We start from the raw sequence: 20,935 nt of genomic DNA on the forward strand, positions 1-20,935 counted from the left end.
ACTGCAGGGGACCCAGCAGTAGTTTGAAACATCAAACACAAAGATGGCGCAGCGAGCTTGAAACTTCAAGCGGCCATCAGGATTCCCACATACCGGAAAACGATTTAAGACCTCTCGCGTTAGACTTGCGTCGCCTGTCAGGACCTGGTCGTGCCTGGTCGCACGGCTGTCATAACGAGGGGGTGGACGCCATTCCGGTTCGCCCCGCCCGCATTCAGGACGTCGCAGCCGCCGCCGGCGTCTCGGTGTCGACGGTCTCGAACGTGCTCAACCGCCCCGAGCGCGTCAACGCCCGCACCGCCGAGCGGGTCCGCGACGCGGTCGCGGCGCTCGACTACGTCCCCCACCCGGGAGCCGCCGGGCTGCGCACGGGCCACTCGTCCTCGATCGGCCTGGTGCTGCCCGACGTGACCAACTCCTTCTACGCGCGCATCGCTCGGGGCGCCGCCGACGCCGCGTACGACCACGGCTACTCCCTCGTGCTGTGCCACAGCGGGGACGCCCCGGAGCGCGAGCAGGGCTACTTCACGATGCTCGTCGAACAGCGCGCCGTCGGGGCCGTGGTCGTCCCGCTCAGCGCCGACCCCACCCGGCTCACGCGGCTGCGCGAGCGCGGCATCCCCTTGGTCCTGGCGGACCGTGCGATGCCGGCCCAGGACGGCTGCTCCGTGTCCGTCGACGACATCGCCGGCGGCCGTATCGCCGTGCAGCACCTCCTGGACTGCGGGGCGCGCGACATCCTCGTGGTGAACGGCGACCGGTCGATACGGCAGTGCGCCGACCGCTACCAGGGCGCCCGGCAGGCCGTGCGCACCCGGCGTGAGGCACGGCTGGGCCAGGTCGTCGCCGAGGAGATGACGGTGGCGTACGGCATGGAGATCGCCCGTCGCCTCGACGAACTGCCCGACGGGGCCTTCTGCACCAACGACTTCCTCGCCGCCGGGCTGTGCCGCGGACTGGCCGAGCGCGGCGTGAAGGTACCCGAGGACGTACAGGTCGTCGGCTACGGCGACCTCGACATCGCGAGCTTCGTGGGGACGACCCTGACGACGGTTCGGCAGCCTGTCGAGGACCTGGGCCGGGCGGCCGTGGAGATGCTCCTCGACGAGGTGGAGGCCCGCGCCGAACACGCCCACGAGGCAAGGGTGTTCGCGCCCGGACTCGTGCTGCGGGACTCCACCCGGTCACTTGCCGTCGCCTGAGTCCGGAACCCGCAGGGTCACCGGCCCCAGCAGCCCCGACGAGAGCTGGGAGGCGAACGCCCAGGCGGTCGGCGTGGCTTCGGCGAGGTACGGGGCGAGGGTGTTGTGGACCGTCACCTCGATCCGCACGGTGCGGCCCGCGACACCGCGCAGCTCGAAGCGGTACGGCGCGCAGAAGGCCTCACCGATCCGTTCCCCGTCGACGAACAGCGCGACGCTGCCGCGCACCCGGCCCAGGTCCAGCACCGGATCGGGCCCGGCCGGCACCTCCAGGTCCCGCGAGTACGTCACGCCTCCGCTCCAACTGCCCAGCCCCAGCGACCCCCAGTCCCCGAGCGGCAGCGGCGCCGGCACAGTGCGGACGCGCACCGGACCGCGCCAGGCGGAGCCGCCGCGCAGGACAGCCGTAGGAGCGGTGACGATCTCGATCTCGGTGGGCTCCGGTAGGGGTTGATGCAGCGTCAGTACCCGGCCGTCCAGGGGATGTTCGGCGCCATTGGCGACCCTCACCCGTGCGGGGAGCTCCAGCGGGAGATCGAGCGACACGGTGCCCGCCGGCACGGTGAAGCGGAAGCGCTGGGCGCGCTCGTTGACGTCGTCCGTGGATCGCAGCGGCAGGACGGCCGCACCCAGCATCGGTGTGCCTGCGAGCCACTCGGCCTCCGGCAGCGGGTGCGGTCGTACGGCGGCATGGCAGTGCTGCAACTCCCCCCACCTGCCTGTGTGTTCGACCGTATGTCCGCGCCACTCCCCCGTCTCGGCCGCCCAGCCCGCACCGCTGACCAACGCGACCACGCCCGCCACGAGATCGACGAACACCGCTTCCCGTGTACGGACGCTGTCGGCGACGACCTCGAGCACGTGATCGCCCGCCCCGAGGGCCAGTTCGTGGCGGAAGAACATCGGGACCGCGCCCCAGTCGGACTCGTAGTACTCGACCTTCTCCTGCCGCGCCACGACGACGCCGTCGAGCAGCACGGTGACGCCCGCCGCGGCCCCCACGACCAGCACTGCCCGCGCCTCGTCGTGCGCAAGACGAAGCCGGCCCCGGTAGGTCACGCCGCCGTCCGGTCGTACATCGTCGGGCAGGCACATGAACTGTGGACGCGGTCCGAACCCGTCCGGACGAGAGAGGCAGAAGTAACTCCCCAGCGGGGCATGGGCTTTGGCGGAGATCTGCGACGGCCGGTCCTGGGCGTCGGCCAGTTCGTACTCCAGGACGTTGCGGGGCTGTTCCACCGCCACACGGGCCGACGCCAGATATCCGCTGCCGGTGTCCAGCCGTTCGCCGTTCCACCACACGCGTTTGACCGCAGCCGCACCGACATGCAGGTCGGCGGGTCCGCGGTGGTCGGTCTCGACGACGGCCCGGACGCGGGCGACGGTTCCGCTGCCGGGAACCGGGACGCGTACGAACTCCTCGGTCACCAAGCCCTTGTTGCCGAGCAACCCGTCCGGATCGGGGATCCCGCGGCTCGACGAGTACAGCGAGACGGCCCAGTCCTCGTCCGGTGGGACGAATGGCAGCTCTCCGGCCAGCACCTGTACGACGGAGGCGCGGTCCAGCGGGGCGGGGGCCTTCGCGGCGGGCGCGGGAGGCAGGATGCGCACCCGGTTGCCGTAGGTCGCGCGTGTCCGCTGCCAGGGAGCGTCGGTCTCGGTCCATTTCATGGTCCAGATCTGTGGCTCGTCGACCGCTGCCCCCTCGGGCAGCGCGAGGTCGCCCCAGGTGTTGTCCATGGTGGGAACCAGGCGGCCCTCCCACCCGGTCGAGATGTCGGTCGTCCGGGCCGGATCGTCGGGCGGTGGTGCGGATTTCGCGGCCTCCGGCGTGCCTTCGCGCCATACGACAAGGGCGGCGGGGGCGCCTTGCAGCGGTACCTCGATGGTGGAGACGCCGTCGGAGACGGTGACCGGCGCGGGGAATCGGGTGCCGGTCGCCGGGTTCCAGGCCTCGGCCCGGGCGACCGGGGCGCGGACGGTGACGGTCGTGGTGCGGGCGTAGCGTGCGGGGTCGACGTCGTGGTTGCCCCGGGGCGGATGCCTGCGGGCATCAGGGAAGGCGCCGGTCACCAGGGCGACCGCTTCCTCGCCCTTTCTCCTTACCAGCAGCGGCACTTCACCCGTCGCGTACCCGGCGCCATCGGCCACGGCCGCCGCGCCCGCCTCCGCGTCACTGGCTCGCTCCAGCCGCGGATGTGCAGTCAGCTCCGCTACGACGGAGTCGTCACCGGCCAGTCCGGCGGCAGCCGTGGGCGGGCGGCCCACGGCGACCACCCGGCCGCCGGCGTCGAGGAGTTGGGTCAGCCGTCGCGCCGTGCCCTCCTCCAGGATGCTCGCCGAGGGCAGCAGGACCGCGGTGTACGCCAGGTCCGCGATCCGCAGGGCGCCGTCGGCGGCGGTGGCCCGCTGTACCGAGGCGTCGTCGACGACGTCGTAGGAGATGCGGTGCCGGTCCAGGGAACCGACCCTGGGACCGAGCCAGTTGTTCGTGCCGCACAGGTCCAGGTAGTGGCGCTGGGTCTCGTCGACGTCGGCGTGGCCGTCGCCGAGGCGGCCGTCGCCGAAGTGCTTGACGGGGGCGTCCAGCGGGATGAGGGCCTGCATGGTGGCGGTGGGGTGCAGGACCGCGACGTCGGCGCTGTAGGTGCCCCAGGACATGATCGAGCAGATGCGGGCCACCGCCCGGGAGAAGGCCGGGTACTGCGGCCAGTAGGGCTGGCGCCAGTCCGTGGACGGCGGTGCCCACTCGAACCAGCCGCCCGCGGTGCCGAAGTAACTGGCGTGCGGGTTGTACAGGTTGGCGCCGCTGCGCAGGAACGGCAGGAGCCAGTCGTAGGTGTCCTCTAGGGTGCCGCCCCAGCCGGAGGAGTGGAACGCCTCGATCCACACGCGCTCGTGTCCGTAGAGGTGGGCCATGGAGGAGTGGACCTTGGAGTCGCCGTGGTGGTCGCTGCCGGCGGCGCTGTACCAGCGGTGGGTGCGGAAGTAGTCCGAGTAGATCTGGGTGGACTGGGCCGGGTAGCCGGAGCGGGCGGGGTGGCTCTGGTCGCAGCCCAGGAGCATGCCGCGCTCGTCGTGCCAGGCGGCGAGGGGTTTGAACAGGGCCTCTTCGGTGAGTTCGGCGCGGACCGCGTAGTAGTCGGCGCGGACCTTCGCCGCCTGCGGAAGATCACGGAACAGGGCCGGCAGATGGTCGAGCAGGTCGTAGCCGCGGCGGGCGAGGAACTCCTTGGGGAAGCGGTGGCTCCACGCGTTGGTGCCGGGCAGTTCGTCCTGGAAGCTGCCCGCGACGACGTTGCCCAGGTACTCGGGGACTCGGCGGTCGTACTCGTGGTGGACGGTGTCCATCAACAGGCCGACGGCGTGCGGGTCCAGGTAGTCGAACGCCGTGGGGGCCGCGGTGACGAGGTGCACCTCGCTGCCTTCGGGGGCCGCGATCCGCGCGGTGGCGGTGACGAGCAGGCGACTGCCCTCCACCGAGTAGGCGCCCACCAGGGTCTCGGAGTCGAGCAGTTCGACGGCACCGTCGGAGACGGTGGCTGTGCGCGAGCGCAGCGCGAGGCCGGCCGCCTCGGGGTGCAGGCGGGTCACGGCGCCCTGGACGTTGGCGCCGGAGAACCCGATCTGGTCGTAGAACCACAGGCGCATGTCCAGGTCCCGGGCGATCTCGCAGGCGTCGGTGAAGCGGGCCCACCACTCCTCGCCGAACCATGCCGGTTCATCGGCCCGGGCGCCGAAGCCCGGGCCGGCCGGCGCCAGGTTGATCACCACGAGGTTGTGGACGCCTCCGTCGGCGAACCTGCGCATCTGCCAGGCGAGGCGCTCGCGGGTGACCCTCGCACCCGACCACCACCACAGCGGGGTGGGGCCGAAGTCCCGGGGCGGGTCGTCGAACAGCTGCTGCAGCGCGGAGGAGATCACGAATACGGTCCTTCCGAGTACGGCCGGGGCACCCTCACGGATCAAAACGTTTTACACGGACCAAGTCGTCGACAACCTGCAATGTTGGCACCGGATCCGAGGGGCGGGAAGGAGGCTGTCGCGGCTTCCTGCAAATGGGCGCATGAGGGGTTGTTGGAACGTTTTTCCGACCCTATATTCACTGCAAATCGGCCTCAGAGCCGCGACGTCCCCCCTCCGCTCGACCCATCCCCTCGGCCCATCCCCAGACGACGACGGAGTCGCATCATGGTCCGAACCCCCACTGTCCCCGAACGCTCGGAACAACCCATCCCCTGGCGCTTGTGGAAGGTGGCGGCCCTGTCGGGCATGGCCTCCTACCTCGACGCCGCTCTCATCGTCAGCATCGCCGTCAACCTGGCCATCTACCGGGACAGTTACGACATGGGCGTGTGGATGGCGGGCGCGATCAGCGCGATCGTCACCGGCTGCATCGCCGTCGGCTCCCTCGTCGGCGGACGCCTTGCCGACATGTTCGGGCGCCGCCGTGTCTACAACTGGGACATCTTCTGCTTCGCGCTGGGCGCGGTCGTCATCACGCTCGCCCCGAACGACATCGTGCTCTTCGCCGGCGTGCTCGTGGCGGGCCTGGCGGCCGGTGCCGATCTGCCGACCTCGCTGGCCGTGGTCTCGGACGCCGCACCCGCCGAGGGCCGGGCACGTCTCGTGTCCTTCACGCAGGTCATGTGGGTGGCGGGCATCGTCGTGGTCATCTTCCTCGGCTACCTCCTGTCGGACACCGGCATGACCGGGGCGCGCCTCATCACCGGCCATCTGGCCGTCGCCGCGCTGGTCACCTGGCAGCTCCGCTCCCGGCTCAATCTGGCCGACGAGCCGTCGGACAGGGAGGTGGCCCAGGAGGCGGCCGCGCTGGCCGCCCCGCGCGGCATCGAGCTGAAGAACGTGCTGAACCGTGCCGCGCTGCTGCCGATGGCCGCGACCTTCGCCTACTACGTCACCTGGGGCATCGGCGCCAACACCTTCGGCCAGTTCGGCACGTATCTGCTGGTCACGGTCAGCGGCGCCTCGCAGAGCCTGGCCACCGGGATCAACCTGGCCTTCCTGCCGATCGCGCTGGTGCTGACCTTCGTCTTCGTGCGGATCGCCGACACCCCGTTGCGCGACCGGCTGTTCTACGTGTTCACGGTCGTCCAGATCCTCGCCTTCTGCATCGCCTCCCTCACGGCCGGCGCCCTGGTCGGCATGCTGGTCTTCTTCGTGCTCTACCAGATCTCCAACCCCTTTGCGGGAGAGGCCAGTTACAAGGTGTGGTCGCAGCTCACACTGCCCCCGGACACCCGCGGCACCACCCAGGGCCTCACCTACGCCCTCTCGCGCGGGGTCTTCGCCGGCGTCGCGTTCGTCACGCCCGCGCTGATGGAGTACAGCGCCTCCGCCCTGCTCTGGTCGATCACCGCCTGCATGGCGGCCTCGGCGGTCGCAGGCGTGTACATCGTCCGAGTCCTCATCCGCCGTTCCCCTCACGCCGCTTCCGCTCCCGCGGATCTGGGAGTGGCCCGAGCGTGAACCGAAGCGGATCTCCGAAGGAGCCTCCAGCGTCATGACCACTGCCGAACACTCCATGTCCCTACGGGAGTTGCTGCCCCCGGTGATCCGCCGCCGCACCCGAATCGGCCTGGTCGCCGGCGGGCTCGGCACGTACTGGCCCCAATTCCCCGGTCTCCTGCCGCAGTTGAAGGAGTCGGCCGCTTACGTCACCGAGCGCCTGCAGCGGATGGACGCCGAGGTGACCGACGTCGGCTTCATCTCCGACGCGCAGGAGGGCGCGGCGGCGGCCGAGCAGCTGCGCCGTACGGACTGCGATCTGATCGTGCTGTTCCTGACGACGTATCTGACCTCGTCGATGGTGCTGCCGATCGCCCAGCGCTCGCACACCCCCGTGCTGGTCATCGATCTGCAGCCGTCGGAGCGGATGGACCACGCCACCTTCGACACGGGTGCCTGGCTGGCGTACTGCGCCCAGTGCTCGGTGCCCGAGGTCGGCAACGTCTTCCGACGGGCCGGCATCCCCTTCCGGTCGGTGTCGGGCTGGCTGCGACAGGAGTCCGCCTGGCGGCGCATCGAGCAGTGGATCCGCGCCGCGCACGTACGAGCGGCGCTCCGGCACGCCCGGCACGGGCTGATGGGGCACCTGTATCCAGGCATGCTCGACGTGTCCACCGATCTGACCCTGCTGCCTGCGACGTTCGGCTCGCACGTCGAGGTGCTGGAGTTGGACGATCTGCGGCACCGCGTGGAGCAGGTGACCGAGGCGGAGACCCGCGACCGCATGACGCTCGCCCGCCGGGTGTTCACGCTCGACGACAGCGTGGTGGACGAGGACTTCGCGTGGGGCGCGACCGTGTCGGTGGCCCTGGACCGGCTCGTCGAGGACTTCGGTCTCGACTCCCTCGCGTACTACCACCGCGGTCTCGGCGGAGAACTCCACGAGCGGCTCGGCGCCGGCATGATCCTGGGCGCCTCTCTGCTCACGGCGCAGGGTGTGCCCGCGGCCGGGGAGTACGAACTGCGCACCAGCGTCGCGCAGTTGGCCTCGCAGAGCATCGGCGCGGGAGGTTCCTTCACCGAGATCCAGGCCCTCAACTTCGAGGACGACGTGGTGGAGATGGGGCACGACGGTCCTGCCCATCTCGCCGTCAGCGCACGTGACCCGCTGCTGCGCGGGCTGGGTGTCTATCACGGCAAGCGCGGCTGGGGCGTCAGCGTGGAGTTCGACGTCCAGCACGGGCCGGTGACTCTCCTCGGGCTCGGCCAGGACGCGGACGGCAGCCTGTCGTTCATCTCCTCCGAGGGAACCGTCGTCCCCGGCCCGCTCCTGGAGATCGGCAACACCACCAGCCGTGTCGACTTCGGCCGCGACCCCGGCGAATGGGTCGACGCGTGGAGCGCCACGGGCGTCGGCCACCACTGGTCCCTCGCCGTCGGCCACCACACGGCCGACTTCCGGGCCGCGGCGAGTCTGTTGGGCATCGAGCATCGGGAGGTGTGACGGCAGCGGCTTGGACGCCTGGCCCCCAGCCTGGCGCTCTCTCCCCTAGGAGCCGAGCAGACCGGCGCCCCGTCGGGTCTCCGCCAGGTGGACGTCGACGTACCGGGCCAGCGCCATCGCGTCCTGGGGCTTGTCCGCCTGGAAGGTGATGCGGCGCAGCAGGCTGACCCCGTCGAGCGCGACGCCTTCGCGGGCGAGGACGAAGACGAGGGCGAGGAGGGCGGACCGGGCGTTGCCGTCGTCGAAAGGATGGAAGAAGCAGACGTCGAGACAGGCACGTGCCGCCCGGGCGGTGAGCGGAAGGGGCTGCTCGGCGTCCCGCACGCTCTCGGCCAGGCAGGCGTCGAGGCGGGACCGGGTGTCCGGGCCGATGCCGTAGCGTTCCCGGCCTCCCTTGGCGAAGGCCGGCAGCTCGCGGAACGGCGGCAACTGCGCCGTGCCCAGGACGTGTTGCTGCCAGCGCCGGAGCAGCTCGAAGTCGAGGGAGGCGCCGCGCGCCGCGTCGGCCCGCAGCAGCGCCACGGCGGCGAGCAGCCCCTCGGCGCGGGCAGGGTCGATGGCGCCGTCGAAGGCGCGGATGTCCTCGACCGCGCCGTCGCGCGAGGGGGTCACCGGTTCGTCGCCGCCACCGTCCGGGGCCTCGTGCCAGGGCACGGTCTCGCGCACCGCGAGCCAGCGCGCGAGGTGGTCCTGCGCGGGCCCGGCCGCCCGTACGGCGTCGTCCGGCCGCAGCGAGAGCGAGAGCCGCTCGGCGACGTCCTCGACCAGCACCGGGTCGGGGCCGGTCCAGCTCCCGAACCGCCCGCCGATCGCCTCGTCGACGAGTTTCTCCGCGACGTCGGGTGCGACGTTCCAGCGGCTGAGGAACCAGGTGAGCACCTGGTGACAGTGCCCGTACCAGCCGCTGCCGCAGCCGGTACGGTCGGTCACTTGAAGGATCAGGTTGCGGGCGGCGCGCTCCCACAGGATCCGCTGGTCCTCGACGCCGGCCAGGTCCAGCGGGTACGCCTCGAACCACCCGGAGAGGCTTTCCACCCACTCGCGCCACTCGCAGAGTGCCGCGACGACGCGGTCGAGCGTCTCCTCCGGGATGGTGATCGAGTCCCGAGGGCAGCACCAGTTGCCGACCGGTCCTCCGTCGAAGTCCCCTTCGTCGTGCGCCCAGCGCCAGCCAGCGGTCCAGCGGCCGTAGTGCTCGGCGAGGGCGTACGACATGGCGTCGGCCCAGGGCTCGGCCGTGTCCCAACTCCAGGCGCTCATCGCCTGGTCGGCGAAGGGGATGTCGGGCCGGCTGGGCACCCCCCGGGCGGGCCCGAGTGAGCGCACCACCCGTGGCGCCGACCCACTGTCGAAGGGGTGACGTGCGGGGTCCACATCATCCCAGGTCAGATAGCGGGGGGACCGCTCGACAATCACCGCGCAAGCCTGCACGTCAACCGGCCCGTGGTTCAAGCGGATTACCGCAGGGCCGGTGTCCCTGACAGACGTCCTCTAGACGGGGGTGGCGCGGAATCTCGCCCGGTATTCGCTCGGCGTCGTGGCATGGCGGCGATGGAACGCCCGGATGAGCGTGTCGACGGTGCCGAACCCGCATGCGGAGGCGATCCGTTCGAGGGTGTCGTCGGTGGTCTCCAGCAGGTTGCCGGCCATCTCGACCCGGGCCGACTCGATGTAGGCGTGCGGTGTCGTGCCGAGTTCGGTCTTGAAGATTCGGGTGAGCTGCCGGTCGCTGACATGCGCGTACGCGGCCAGGTCCGGGACGGTCAGGCGCCGGCCGAGGTTGTTCAGGATGTGGTGCCGGAGGTCTTCGATGCGCCGTGTCGTGGACACCCGCTCCAGCGGCACGCTGAACTGGGACTGTCCCCCGGGCCGCTTCAGGTACATCACGAGCTGGCGGGCGACGCGCAGCGCGACCGGCTCCCCGAAGTCCTGCGCGACCAGTGCGAGGGACAGGTCCAGGCAGGCGCTGATGCCCGCGCCGGTCCACACCTCGCCCGCCTCGCGGATGAAGATCGGGTCCGGGTCGACCCGCACCGCCGGATGGTCGGCGGCCAGGCGCTGCGCGGTGGACCAGTGCGTGGTGGCGCGCTTGCCGTCGAGGAGCCCCGCCGCGGCGAGGATGTGCGCGCCGACGCACACCGAGGCCACCCGCCGGGCGCGGCCGGCCAGCGCCTTCACCCGGGTCACCGTGCCGGGCTCGACGACGGGGTGGACACGGTCCTCGCCGTCGACCTCGACGGAGCCGGGCACCAGCAGGGTGTCGATCGCCCGGGCGCCGACTTCGTCGAATGTGGCATCGGGCAGGATCCGCACGCCGGCCGCCGTGGTCACCGGCTCCGTCGTCTCGGCGGCCAGTACGACCTCGTAGCCGACCCGCTGCGTGGTTTCGCGCGGGACGAGGGAGAACACCTCCGGTGGTCCGGTGACGTCGAGGAGGTCGACGCCTTCGAACAGCACGATCACGATCAACCGGTTCACGGTCCCCACCCTGTATCCCCCTGTTTCGCCCGCACACCCGGGTGTCGGTTTCTGCAAGTAGTGCGACATTGCCGACGCCCCGGTCCGGGCCATAGCGTCGCATTCAGTTCAACAGAGTGTTGAACGACCTGTTCAAGTTCCCGGAATTTTGGAGAAGATCTGTGGCTAGCAAGACGCTGCGCGAACTCGGCGGCGCCGACCACACCCCCGCGGCCCTCGCGTCCTCGACGCTGATCCTCGTCGACTACCAGAACACCTACACCCGCGGTGCGATGGAGCTCGACGGCTGGCAGTCCGCCCTGGAAGCGGCGTCGGACCTGCTCTCCCGTGCCCGCAGGGCCGGGGCCGCGGTCATCCACGTCCAGCACGACGGCGGCGAGGGTTCGCCCTACGACATCCGCGCGGAGATCGGCGAGATCCACCCCAGCGTGGCCCCGGTCGAGGGTGAGCCCGTGGTCGTCAAGCAGGCCCCGGACGCCTTCCACGGGACCGACCTCGGCAAGCTGGTGGACGAGGCCGGGAACGAGTCCGTGATCGTCGCCGGGTTCATGACCCACATGTGCATCGCCTACACGTCGGCGTCCGCGGCCCTGCGCGGCAACAAGCCCACAGTCCCCGCGGACACGTGCGCCACCCGGTCGATCGTGGACGTGTCCGCCGACGAGCTGCACCGCAGTGCGCTGGCTGCCATCGCCGATGCGTACGGCGTCGTCGTCGCCTCCGGCAAAGAGCTGGCCTGACAATGACGGAGCAGGACCAGCAGGAGCCGGGCGGGAGATCCCGCCGCGGGTTCCTGAAGGCCGGCGGTGCGGCCGTCGTCGGCGGCGCGGCGGTGTTCGGCGCGACCCGCCTGGGCGACACTCCGGCGCAGGCGGCGGCCGCGGACGCGTCGGGCACGACGACGCTGCGCAGGCTGGGCGGCCTTGCCGACAGGCCGGCTTCACTCGCCTCCGCCACTCTGATCATGGTCGACTACCAGAACACCTACACCCGCGGTGTGATGGAACTGACCGGCTGGCAGGCCGCTTTGGACGCCGCTGCCGAACTGCTGGGCGCGGCCCGCGAGGCGGGCGCGAAGGTCATCCACGTCGTCAACGACGGCGGGAAGGACACCCCGTACGACATCCGCGCGGAGATCGGCCGGATCCACGACCGGGTCAGGCCCGCGCAGGGCGAGCCGACCGTGGTGAAGAGGGCCCCCAACGCCTTCGTGAACACCGATCTCGGCAGGCTCGTCGACCGGGCGGGGCACGGCAACCTGGTCATCGCCGGGTTCATGACGCACATGTGCGTGACGTTCACCGCCGAGGGTGCGTTCCTGCGCGGGAACAAGCCCACCGTGGTCGCGGACGCCTGCGCCACCCGGCCGCTGCCATCGGTCGGCGGCGGGCTGTCCGCCGAGCAGATCCACCAGAGCGCGCTGGCCACGATCGCCGACCTGTACGGCGTCGTCGTCCCCTCCCGCACCGCGCTGGCGTAGAACGCCCGGCGGTTCTCCCTCTCCGGCGACCCCATGGCCGCTGTGCTGCCGGAGAGGGAACCTCCCCCATCTTGCTCCCGCGTCCCGGCCCTCGCGGCTCCCGGCGGGTCTGTTCCCCCCACACCACCGCTTCCCCCACGGCGGGAACACCCGACGATCAATCCGACACGGAGAGCAAGCAATGGCGACACGCCGGAAATTCATTGGTGGTGCGGGCGGTATCGGCGCCGCGACGATCCTCGGCTACACGGCTGCCGAGTCGAGTGCGGCATCCGCTCCCGTCGCGGCGGCGGTGGACACCCAGACCGCCCGGGACTCCATCCGCGCGGTGAACGCGGCCATGCGCACCAACTACGCGGCACTCAAGGCCGACCTGGTCAAGAATCTCGGGCCCGTCATCATCGTGCAGAACGACGCGAAGGGCGGCACCTTCACCCTCGTCCACAAGGGCAAGCAGTACGTCGAGCACCCGGTGGCGGAGGATTTCGAGTTGGCGAAGTCCATCGCCCACGTCCCGCTGGGCGTCTACTCCACCATCGCGGAGTACCTGTCGGGCAAGGTCCCCAACGTCTCCAACGCCGACCGGATCGACGCCCACGACCTCGACATGGTGGCGATGAAGGGCCCCGGCACCGACGCCTGGACAACGCCGCTGCAGGCGTTCGCGGACAAGCTGACCACCGCGAGGAACAACCTCGCCGCGGCGAACCTGCCGCAGGAACTGCAGAACTCGTGCGCGAAGATCCTCGACGAGGCGCTGACGTTCATCGCCGACTCCATCCGCGCCCGCGCCTTCGACATCTCCTCCTTCCAGGACTTCGCGCGGCGCGTCTATCCGTCGATCCGGATCAACATGCAGCACGCCGCCGCGGCGCAGATCTCCGGCGTACAGGGCCTGTGCAAGAAGTGGCGGGCACAGATCGGCGAGGCCGCCTGGGCCGATCTGTACACGGTGGTGCTGTCGATATGGACGACGTCGGTGCTGAACCAGGCGGAGATCATCATCAGGCCGATGATGAACCAGAAGAAGGTGGACACCCACCTGATCGACATCCCCACGGCGCAGCTGCCGTCGGACCCGATCGGGGTGGCGCTGGACAACCTGGCGCGGATCGTCCAGGACAACATCGCCGCTGAGCTGGTGTTCGTCTCCGACACCAAGGTCGCCGACGCCCTGAAGGGCAAGGAGGACCTGCTGTCGGACGAGATCCTCAAGGAGCTCGGCACGCCCGTCTCCGGTGCGGCGTTCCGCAGCGCGGGCAAGGCGAAGTGTCCGGTCGACCACGGCGTGAGCATCTGACCGGACCACACCTTGCAAGCCCGGCGGCCCTCTCCTGGGACCGAGGAGGGGGCCGCCGTCACGTCCTTGGGGGGAAACGTGAAAACCAGGCTGTGGCTCCTCGCCGGCCTGATTCTGCTGACCATCAATCTCCGCGCGGCGATCACCGGGATGCCGCCGCTCATCGGGCAGTTGCAGCGCGTACTGGCCCTGTCCGGCACCCAGGTCAGCGTGCTGGCGACGCTGCCGGTGCTGTGCCTGGGCGCCTTCGCCTGGCTCGCGCCCCGGCTGGCCCGCCGGTTCGGAGCGCAGGCCGCCGTGTGCGCCGCCGTCGGGGTGCTGGCGCTCGGCGCCGCCGTACGGGCACTTCCGTGGCCGGCGGCCCTGTTCGCCGGAACGGTGCTGTCCGGAGCGGGCATTGCGGTCGGGAACGTACTGCTGCCCGCGCTCATCAAGGACCACTTCGCCCACCGCATCGGCCTGTTGACCGGCCTCACCATGACCCTCATGGCCCTCTCCGGCGCGCTCGCCGCCGGAGCCGCGGTACCGCTGTGCACCGCTGCCGGGTGGCAGTTCGCCCTGGCGGTGTGGGCGGTGCCCGCGGTGCCGGCCGCGGCGGTCTGGGGGCTGCTGGCTGCCCCAGGAGCCGACGGACGGCATCGCAGGACACCACCGCCGACGCCGAGGATGGCGGGCGGATCACTGTTGCGGTGCGCGCTCGCCTGGTGGGTGTCGGCGTTCCTCGGGCTGGTGTCGCTGATGTTCTACGTCCTGGTGGCGTGGCTGCCGCAGATCATGCAGGCGTACGGCTACACACCCGCCCAGGCCGGACTGATGACGTCCGTGATGCTGACCGTCGGCATCCCACTGGGGTTCGTCGTACCCCTCGTCGCCGCCCGAATGCGCAGCCAGCAACTCCTCGTCGTTGCCGTGATCGTGGCGAAGCTGGTCTCCCTCGCCGGTCTGATGCTGGCCCCCGCTTTCGGCTGGGTGTGGGTGTGCCTGCTCGGTGCGGCGACCGGCAGCGCCTTCCCCCTGGCGATCACACTGCTCGGGCTGCGCACGGACGGCCCGCGGACCGCAGCCGACCTGTCGGGGATGGCGCAGACCATCGGCTACCTGCTGGCCGGCCTCGGCCCCCTGGCCATGGGGGTCCTCCACAACACCACCGCCGGCTGGCGCGTGCCCCTCGCTGTACTGATCGCTCTGGTCGTACCGGAGGCGCTCGCAGGACTCCTCGCCGCCCGCCCGGGCCACGTACGCCCCCACAGCGGCGAAGACGACCCGGCGAACACTGCTTCGCGCACCGACGGCGAACTCGTCCGTCAGTAGTCGCGAGTTGAGTGCGACGGCAGGGATACTGAGAAGCACGGGGAGGCAGCTGAGGGGAGCCTCTTGGTGGTTCATGGTGCACTCGGCGGTATGACGGGTGCGGTCGAGGTCGCGCGGCTCGGTGGTCTGTGGCGGGTCACGCGCCCCTGGCATCCGGGGTTACGGCCGTTCCTGCGCAGCTACGTCGGCTACTGGGAGGCGGTGGCCTCGCCGTATCGGGCACGCTTGGTGCCGACCGGGCACGCGACCCTCCTGATCAACCTCGCGGAGCCGTTCTCCCAGGTCCGGCGATTGGGCGTGCCGGGCGGGGACAGCGGCAGGATCGGGTCGCTGGTGGTGGGGGTGGAGGACCGGCCCGCGATCTGTGTGCATCCCGGCGGCCAGGAAGCGATCCGGGTCGAGTTCACACCGCTGGGCGCCTATCGGCTGTTCGGCCTGCCGATGAGCGAGTTGACTAACCTGGCCATCGAGATCCAGGACGTGCTGGGGCCCGACGCCGGATTCCTGGTGGAGCGGCTGGCGTCCACCCGGGAGTGGGCGGCCCGGTTCGACCTGCTGGACGCGGCGCTGCTCGCCCGCCTCGACTTCGGCCCGGAACCCACACCCGAGGTCACCCACGCCTGGCATCTGCTCTCCGGCAGCGCGGGGGCGCTCCCGATCGCCCGCATCGCCGCCGAAGTGGGCTGGAGCCAGGGCTACTTGACCCGGCGCTTCACCCAGCAGGTCGGCCTGGCACCCAAGGCGTCCGCCCGCGTCCTCCGCTTCCGCCGTGCCGTGGCACTCCTCAACCACGGGACCGCGAGCCTGACCGAGATCTCGACGATCTGCGGCTTCTACGACCAGGCGCACCTCAACCGAGACTTCCGTGCCATCGCCGGCACCACACCCGGACAGATGGTGGCCGCGCGCCGGGTGGAAGGGGCGGTGGCCCTCTCGCCGAGTGCAGATTCGTCCAAGACCCGGTCGACCACCGGCCGATAGCGTCCCGCTGGTACAGCCGCCGTCCGGTCTGTACAGCCGACGGCCGGTCGGGCGGCACGGGGGACCGTCCGATCGGCCGGGCGCTACGCCAGCTCGGCGGCAACCGACAGTTCCTGGACATCGGCACCGGCTCGTACCCAGAGCGGGGCGGTGGCGAGCGGGATGTCGACGCGATGCCAGGCCGGGCCCGTGATCGGGGCTCCGGCTCCCGTGTACGGCAGCCACTCCCCCGGCGGGCACCAGACCTGCCTCCGGCCTCCCGGCGCGTACAGCGGGGCGACCAACAGGTCCGGGCCCAGCAGGTATTGGAGGTCGGCGGCGTGGGCGTCCGGGCGGTCGGGGTGGTCCAGGGGCATGGGGCGGGCCAGTGGCTCTCCGGTGCGGACCGCGTCGGCCGCGGCCGAGTGGACGTAGGGCAGCAGGGTCGTGCGGAGGCGGGCCGCGTGCAGGACGGCCTCGTAGGCCTCCTCGCCGAAGTCCCAGGGCAGGCGGGACGTCATGCCGTGGAAGCGGGCCAGGGGTGACAGCAGGCCGAACTGGGCCCAGCGGACGAAGAGTTCGGGTTCCGGTGTGCCGTGGAAGCCGCCGATGTCGTGGCTCCAGAAGGGGTGGCCGGAGAGGGAGAGCGACAGGCCCGCGCGGAGGGTGCCGGCGAGGTCGGGCCAGCTCGCGTTGGGGTCGCCGGTCCATTTGGCGCCGTGTCGCTGGCCGCCGGTCCAGGTCGAGCGGCCCCAGGTCAGGCCGTGGCCCGCACCCACCTCCCGGGTGACCTCGGCGACCAGGTCGTTGAAGAGGAGCGGGTAGAGGTTGTGCAGGCGGTCGCCGGTCATGCCGTTGTGGGCGACCGCGTCGGCCGGAACCGCCTCGCCGAAGTCGGTCTTCAGGACCGACGCGCCGCTTTCAACGGCCTGGCGGATGCGGGAGCGGAACCAGTCGGCGGCCCCGGGGTGGGTCAGGTCCAGTACCGCCGAGTCCGGGTGCGCGCCGCCCCAGACCTGGGCGACGTGCGTGTCGCCGGAAGTCGTGTGCAGGAACCAGCCGTTGGCGTCCGCCTCGGTGAAGTACGGGCTGTCGACGCTCACATACGGGTTCATCCAGAGCGAGACGTGGAAACCCTGTCCGGCCAGGTCGGCCATCAGCCCGCGGGGGTCCGGGAACGCCTCGGTGTCCCAGCTCATGTCGGACCAGCAGCCGTGCCGCTGCCAGTACGTGTCGATGTGCAACACGTCGCAGGGGAAGCCGCGTTCGCGGATGATGCGGGCGCGCTCGCGCACCTCGGCCGCGCTGTCCGGGCGGAAGCCACCGGAGATCCATGGGCCGAAGGCCCACTTGGGCGGCAGGAGGGCGGGGCCGGTCAGATCGCGGTAGGCGGTCAGGCACTCGGCCGGCGTCCCGGTGATGACGTAGTAGTCGAGAACCTCGTCGGGGACGGTCAGCGACCAGGCGCCGGTGTTGCTGTGTGCGAGGTCGAAGGACGCCGCGGTCGTGGTGTCCACGAGTACGGCGTAGCCCCGGCTGGAGAGCAGGAACGGGACCGCCTTGTAGGAGCGGGTGCCGGTCGAGCCCTGGGCGTCCGCCACCCAGCAGTCGACGCGTTGCCCGCGCAGATCGAGGCCGGTGAAGCGCTCGCCCAGGCCGTAGAGGTGCTCGTCGGGTTCGGTGATCCAGCTGTCGTGGTGGACGAGGCGGCCGTCGGTGAGTTCGGTGACGCCGAGTGGCAGCACGGTCGTACGGTCGCTGGGGTCGCTCACGTCGGTCGCCTGGCGCAGAGCCGCGCCCTGGGCATCCGTCAATTCCATGACGAATGGCGAGAGTTGAATGTCCGCGCGGAGGGCGTCGAAATACAGTGTGAGCGTGTCCGGCGACCGCTCGGCCGTGCAGCCGGTGTCCGTGGGTGGGGTGACGAGCGGGACTCGGGGGGCCGTCGGTGTGTCGGCCATCCGTAGCGTGATGCGGACGGTGCCGGCCGTCGCGGGGCGCAGGCGGAGCGTGCCGGTGCGTCCTGCCGCGGTGCGTACGTCGAGGGTCGCACCGTCCTTGTCGGCGTGGGTGACGGAGGCGCTGACCACCGGGTCGAGTGCGGTGGGCCCGACGGGGGTCAGGTGCGGGGGCGGTGCCACGAAGGGTGTGTGGTCCCGGGGGTGCAGTGAGGACATGGCGGTCGTCAGCCCCTGACGCTGCCCGCGGTGAGCCCGCCGACGATGAAGCGCTGGAAGGCGGCGAAGACGCAGACCACCGGGATGCTGATGAGGGTGGCGGTGGCCATCAGGGCGCCCCATGACGTCCCGTGCCGGCCGACGAAGGAGTTGAGCAGGACGGTGACGGGCTGGACGTCCGGCCCCTGGGTGAGCGTGAGGCCGAACAGGAACTCGCCCCAGGCGATCAGGAAGGACAGCCCGGCCGCCGCGACCACGCCGGGCACCATCAGCGGGAGCACGACGCGCAGCAGCACGCCCGGCAGTCCGCAGCCGTCGATCTGGGCGGCCTCCTCCAACTCGGGCGGCACACTGCGCAGTACGGGACGCAGCACGATCACCGTGAAGGGCAGGGTGATCGTGGTGTCGGCGAGGACGAGACCCAGGTAGCTGTCGGCGAGCCCGGCCCGGCGTTCGAGGATGAACAGCGGTGCCGCCAGCACGATGGCGGGCGGGAGTTGGGCGACCAGGAGCGCGAGCACCATCGTGCCCGAACCCCGCATCCGGATCCGGGCCAGCGCGTAGGCGAGCGGGACGCCGAGCAGCAGGGTGAGCGCCACCACCCCGCAGGAGATGACCAGGCTGTTGAGCAGGGCCCTGGGCAGTCCCGAATAGCCCAGCGCCGTCGAGTAGTTCTCGCCGGTGACCGGGGTGGGCACCCATTGCGGAGTCGGGGCCTCGATGCGGTCCGGCGGCGTGACGCTGGTCTTCGCCATCCAGTACACCGGCAGCAGGAAGACCGCGGTGACGACGGTGGCGGCCGCGGTGAGCAGCCAGGGGTGGACTCTCGGTTTCATACGGCACCTCCCGGCGACGCCTCTTCCTCCCGCCGCAGCCGTCGTACGTAGAACACTCCCGCCAGCAGCGGTACGACGAGCAGCAGCAGGCCGGCGGCGGCACCCTGGCCGAAGCGGAAGAACGTGAAGAAGACCTCGTAGACGTAGAGGGAGAGGACGCGGGTGGCGTCGACGGGGCCGCCGCCCGTCATCACGAAGACGATGTCGAAGACCTTGAACGTGTAGACGAGGCCGAGCAGGAGGACCGTCACCGACACCGGCCGCATCAGCGGGAGCGTGATGTGGCGGAAGCGCTGCCAGGCGCCCGCGCCGTCGATGGCGGCGGCCTCGTGGAGTTCCGGGTCGATGGTGTGCAGTCCGACCAGGAGCAGCAGCATGTTGAAGGGCACGCCGACCCAGACGTTGGCGAAGACCACCCCCGCCAGCGAGGTGGACGGGTCGGTGAGCCAGTCGTGGGAGAGGGTGCCCAGGCCGACCGCCTCCAACAGGGCGTTGTAGGCGCCGGACTCCGCATCCAGCAGCCAGCGGAAGAGGGTGCCGCTGACGACCGGCGGGAGCAGCCAGGCGACCAGCAGCAGCGAACGCAGCAGGCCGTTGAAGGGGAACGGGCGGGCGAAGAGCAGCGCCAGGGCGAAGCCGAGGGTGAACTGGAGCAGCAGCGAGCCCACGGTGAAGACCAGCGAGAGGCGTACGGAGTGCCAGAAGGCCGGGTCGTCGACCACGGCCCGGTAGTTGTCCAGGCCGTTGAACCGCTCGGCGCCGCCGAGGAGTTGGCCCAGGTCGACGTCGTGGACGGAAGTCCACACGTTGTAGAGGAGCGGGTAGGCCAGGAAGAGGGCGAGGAAGGTCAGGCCCGGCAGGCAGAACAGGTAGCCCTCGCGTCGACGGCGTGCGGACGGCGGGAGCGGGCTTCTCCTCCGGAAGGGACGTCGCCTCTTCGCTTGCCCGGAGCTTTTCACTGCTTGCCCAGAGCTTTGTCGATCTTGACGGCCGCGGTCTTGGCCACCGCCGAGGGGGACGCGGACCCGGCGAGTACGGCCTGTTCCGCCTCCGCGACCGTCTGCGAGGCCTCGGCGTAGTGGGCGCCGTACTGGCGCGGGCGGGCGAGCGGCAGCTGGCTGAGGAAGAGCCGCAGGGCCGGGTCGGACGCCCAGGTGCCCTTGTCGGCGAGGTCCTTGCGGGCAGGGAGTTCACCGAAGGACACCAGATACGGCACAAGCACCGACGGACGCTGTGTGTACTCCAGGACCTCCCAACCCTTGTCCACGTGCTTGCTGCTCCTCATCAGCACCCAGTTCTCGCCGCCCAGACAGGTGGCGGCCTCTTTGTCGCGGGGCAGGGCGACGACGTTCCAGTCGAAGTTCGCCTTTTTCAGGGTGGGGATCTGCCAGGGGCCGTTGATCTGCATGGCGGCGCGCTGGTTGAGGAACCGGGTGTTGGCGTCCTGCTGGGTCCAGCCCACGCACTGCTCGGACAGGGAGCCCTTGGCGATCAGGTCGTCGAGGAAGGCGAGCGCCGTCGCGCCGTACGTGCTGAAGGTGTCGAGGTCGCCGCCCGCCTGCCACAGGAACGGCAGGAACTGGAAGACGCCCTCCTCCGTCTTGATCGCGCTCAGGGCGAGGCCGTAGCGGTCGCCGCTGGTCAGCCGGTTTGCGGTGGAGGCGAGTTCGTCCCAGGTGGTGGGGGGTCTCAGGCCGGCGGACTTGAGCAGCGCGGTGTTGCAGTAGAGGGCGAGGCAGTTGCTGTTGTTGGGGATGCCGAGCGTCTTTCCGCCGACCTGGCAGCCGTCCCATGGGCCCTTGTAGTACTGGTCGGCCTGGCCCCATTTCTCGACCTTGTCGGTGAGGTCGGCGAGCAGGTTGTTGCCGCCGAGGGTGTTCATGGCGACGTTGTCGACGATGGCGATGTCCGGCAGGTCGCCGGAGATCGCGGCCAGGGCGATCTGCCGGTCGAGCTCGGCGAAGGGGAAGGTCCGCCGCTCGATCTTCACGTCCGGGACGCCGGACTCGATGTCCTTGATCAGGCGGTTCATTCCGGGCTGGAAGTTGTCCAGGGTGAAGTAGTCCCACCACTTGAGGGTGACCGGGCCCGGCTCCGACGAGCTGCACGAGGTGAGGGCTCCGCCGAGGCCGAGGCCGACGGTAGCAGCGGCCGTTGCCGCTCCGGACGTACGCAGGAAGCCGCGGCGGTCGAGGGTCGACGACATGAGCTGCTCCCA

The 20,935-nt window shown here is 70.7% G+C and carries 15 protein-coding genes; 8 read left to right on the top strand and 7 right to left on the bottom strand.

What is annotated here, in order from left to right; translation table 11 throughout:
* The first annotated feature begins 182 nt into the window (after positions 1–182).
* Entirely contained in the window at positions 183–1,202 is a 1,020-nt protein-coding gene (locus ACFY1L_RS47260; protein WP_388840121.1) for a LacI family DNA-binding transcriptional regulator, read from the top strand.
* Here the strand turns inward: ACFY1L_RS47260 and ACFY1L_RS47265 are convergent.
* Positions 1,185–5,126, bottom strand: a complete 3,942-nt coding sequence (locus ACFY1L_RS47265; RefSeq protein WP_388840124.1) for a glycosyl hydrolase — start codon at positions 5,124–5,126, stop codon at positions 1,185–1,187. The two genes, ACFY1L_RS47260 and ACFY1L_RS47265, sit on opposite strands and share 18 nt — an antisense overlap.
* Positions 5,127–5,393: 267 nt before the next feature.
* On the opposite strand from ACFY1L_RS47265, the gene ACFY1L_RS47270 reads away from it, so the two are divergent.
* Positions 5,394–6,692 (top strand): MFS transporter, encoded by a 1,299-nt coding sequence (locus ACFY1L_RS47270; RefSeq protein ID WP_388840127.1) that lies wholly within the window; start codon positions 5,394–5,396, stop codon positions 6,690–6,692.
* Between the two features lie 34 nt (positions 6,693–6,726).
* Positions 6,727–8,175, top strand: coding sequence for an arabinose isomerase (locus ACFY1L_RS47275; RefSeq protein WP_388840130.1), 1,449 nt, complete (start codon positions 6,727–6,729; stop codon positions 8,173–8,175).
* A 45-nt stretch (positions 8,176–8,220) separates the two neighbouring features.
* Here the strand turns inward: ACFY1L_RS47275 and ACFY1L_RS47280 are convergent, their stop codons facing one another.
* Together ACFY1L_RS47280 and ACFY1L_RS47285 are read right to left on the bottom strand one after the other, a co-directional pair.
* Positions 8,221–9,591: a Fic family protein gene (locus tag ACFY1L_RS47280; protein ID WP_388840133.1), complete on the bottom strand. Its 1,371-nt coding sequence runs from the start codon at positions 9,589–9,591 to the stop codon at positions 8,221–8,223.
* A gap of 75 nt (positions 9,592–9,666) precedes the next feature.
* Positions 9,667–10,662: a GlxA family transcriptional regulator gene (locus tag ACFY1L_RS47285; RefSeq protein WP_388840136.1), complete on the bottom strand. Its 996-nt coding sequence runs from the start codon at positions 10,660–10,662 to the stop codon at positions 9,667–9,669.
* 152 nt (positions 10,663–10,814) lie between these two features.
* On the opposite strand from ACFY1L_RS47285, the gene ACFY1L_RS47290 reads away from it, so the two are divergent.
* The 5 genes from ACFY1L_RS47290 to ACFY1L_RS47310 all read left to right on the top strand — a co-directional run bounded on the left by ACFY1L_RS47290 (position 10,815) and on the right by ACFY1L_RS47310 (position 15,725).
* Positions 10,815–11,393 carry a cysteine hydrolase family protein gene (locus ACFY1L_RS47290; RefSeq protein WP_388840139.1) on the top strand — a complete coding sequence of 193 codons (579 nt, stop codon included), beginning with the start codon at positions 10,815–10,817 and terminating at the stop codon, positions 11,391–11,393.
* 2 nt (positions 11,394–11,395) lie between these two features.
* Positions 11,396–12,133: an isochorismatase family protein gene (locus tag ACFY1L_RS47295; protein ID WP_388840143.1), complete on the top strand. Its 738-nt coding sequence runs from the start codon at positions 11,396–11,398 to the stop codon at positions 12,131–12,133.
* A 181-nt stretch (positions 12,134–12,314) separates the two neighbouring features.
* Entirely contained in the window at positions 12,315–13,433 is a 1,119-nt protein-coding gene (locus ACFY1L_RS47300) for a hypothetical protein (RefSeq protein WP_388840146.1), read from the top strand.
* Between the two features lie 78 nt (positions 13,434–13,511).
* On the top strand, positions 13,512–14,744 hold the full coding sequence (locus ACFY1L_RS47305) for a CynX/NimT family MFS transporter (RefSeq protein WP_388840149.1): 1,233 nt from the start codon (positions 13,512–13,514) through the stop codon (positions 14,742–14,744).
* 66 nt (positions 14,745–14,810) lie between these two features.
* Positions 14,811–15,725, top strand: a complete 915-nt coding sequence (locus ACFY1L_RS47310; protein WP_388840152.1) for a helix-turn-helix domain-containing protein — start codon at positions 14,811–14,813, stop codon at positions 15,723–15,725.
* A gap of 83 nt (positions 15,726–15,808) precedes the next feature.
* On the opposite strand, the gene ACFY1L_RS47315 is transcribed toward ACFY1L_RS47310, so the two are convergent.
* From ACFY1L_RS47315 to ACFY1L_RS47330, 4 genes are read right to left on the bottom strand one after another with little or no spacing between them, the layout of a single operon-like run.
* A complete protein-coding gene (locus tag ACFY1L_RS47315; RefSeq protein WP_388840154.1) occupies positions 15,809–17,881 on the bottom strand; it encodes a TIM-barrel domain-containing protein in 2,073 nt (690 codons plus the stop codon).
* A gap of 8 nt (positions 17,882–17,889) precedes the next feature.
* A complete protein-coding gene (locus ACFY1L_RS47320) occupies positions 17,890–18,717 on the bottom strand; it encodes a carbohydrate ABC transporter permease (protein WP_388840157.1) in 828 nt (275 codons plus the stop codon).
* A complete protein-coding gene (locus tag ACFY1L_RS47325; protein WP_388840160.1) occupies positions 18,714–19,676 on the bottom strand; it encodes a carbohydrate ABC transporter permease in 963 nt (320 codons plus the stop codon). The genes ACFY1L_RS47320 and ACFY1L_RS47325 overlap by 4 nt, the downstream gene beginning before the upstream one ends.
* The gene (locus ACFY1L_RS47330; protein ID WP_388840163.1) at positions 19,673–20,923 is read right to left on the bottom strand and encodes an extracellular solute-binding protein; all 1,251 of its coding nucleotides are present in this window, start codon (positions 20,921–20,923) and stop codon (positions 19,673–19,675) included. Before ACFY1L_RS47330 ends, ACFY1L_RS47325 begins: the two co-directional genes overlap by 4 nt.
* Positions 20,924–20,935 lie beyond the last annotated feature (12 nt).

It is taken from the genome of Streptomyces sp. NPDC001663 (genome assembly GCF_042893105.1).
Lineage (GTDB): Bacteria > Actinomycetota > Actinomycetes > Streptomycetales > Streptomycetaceae > Streptomyces.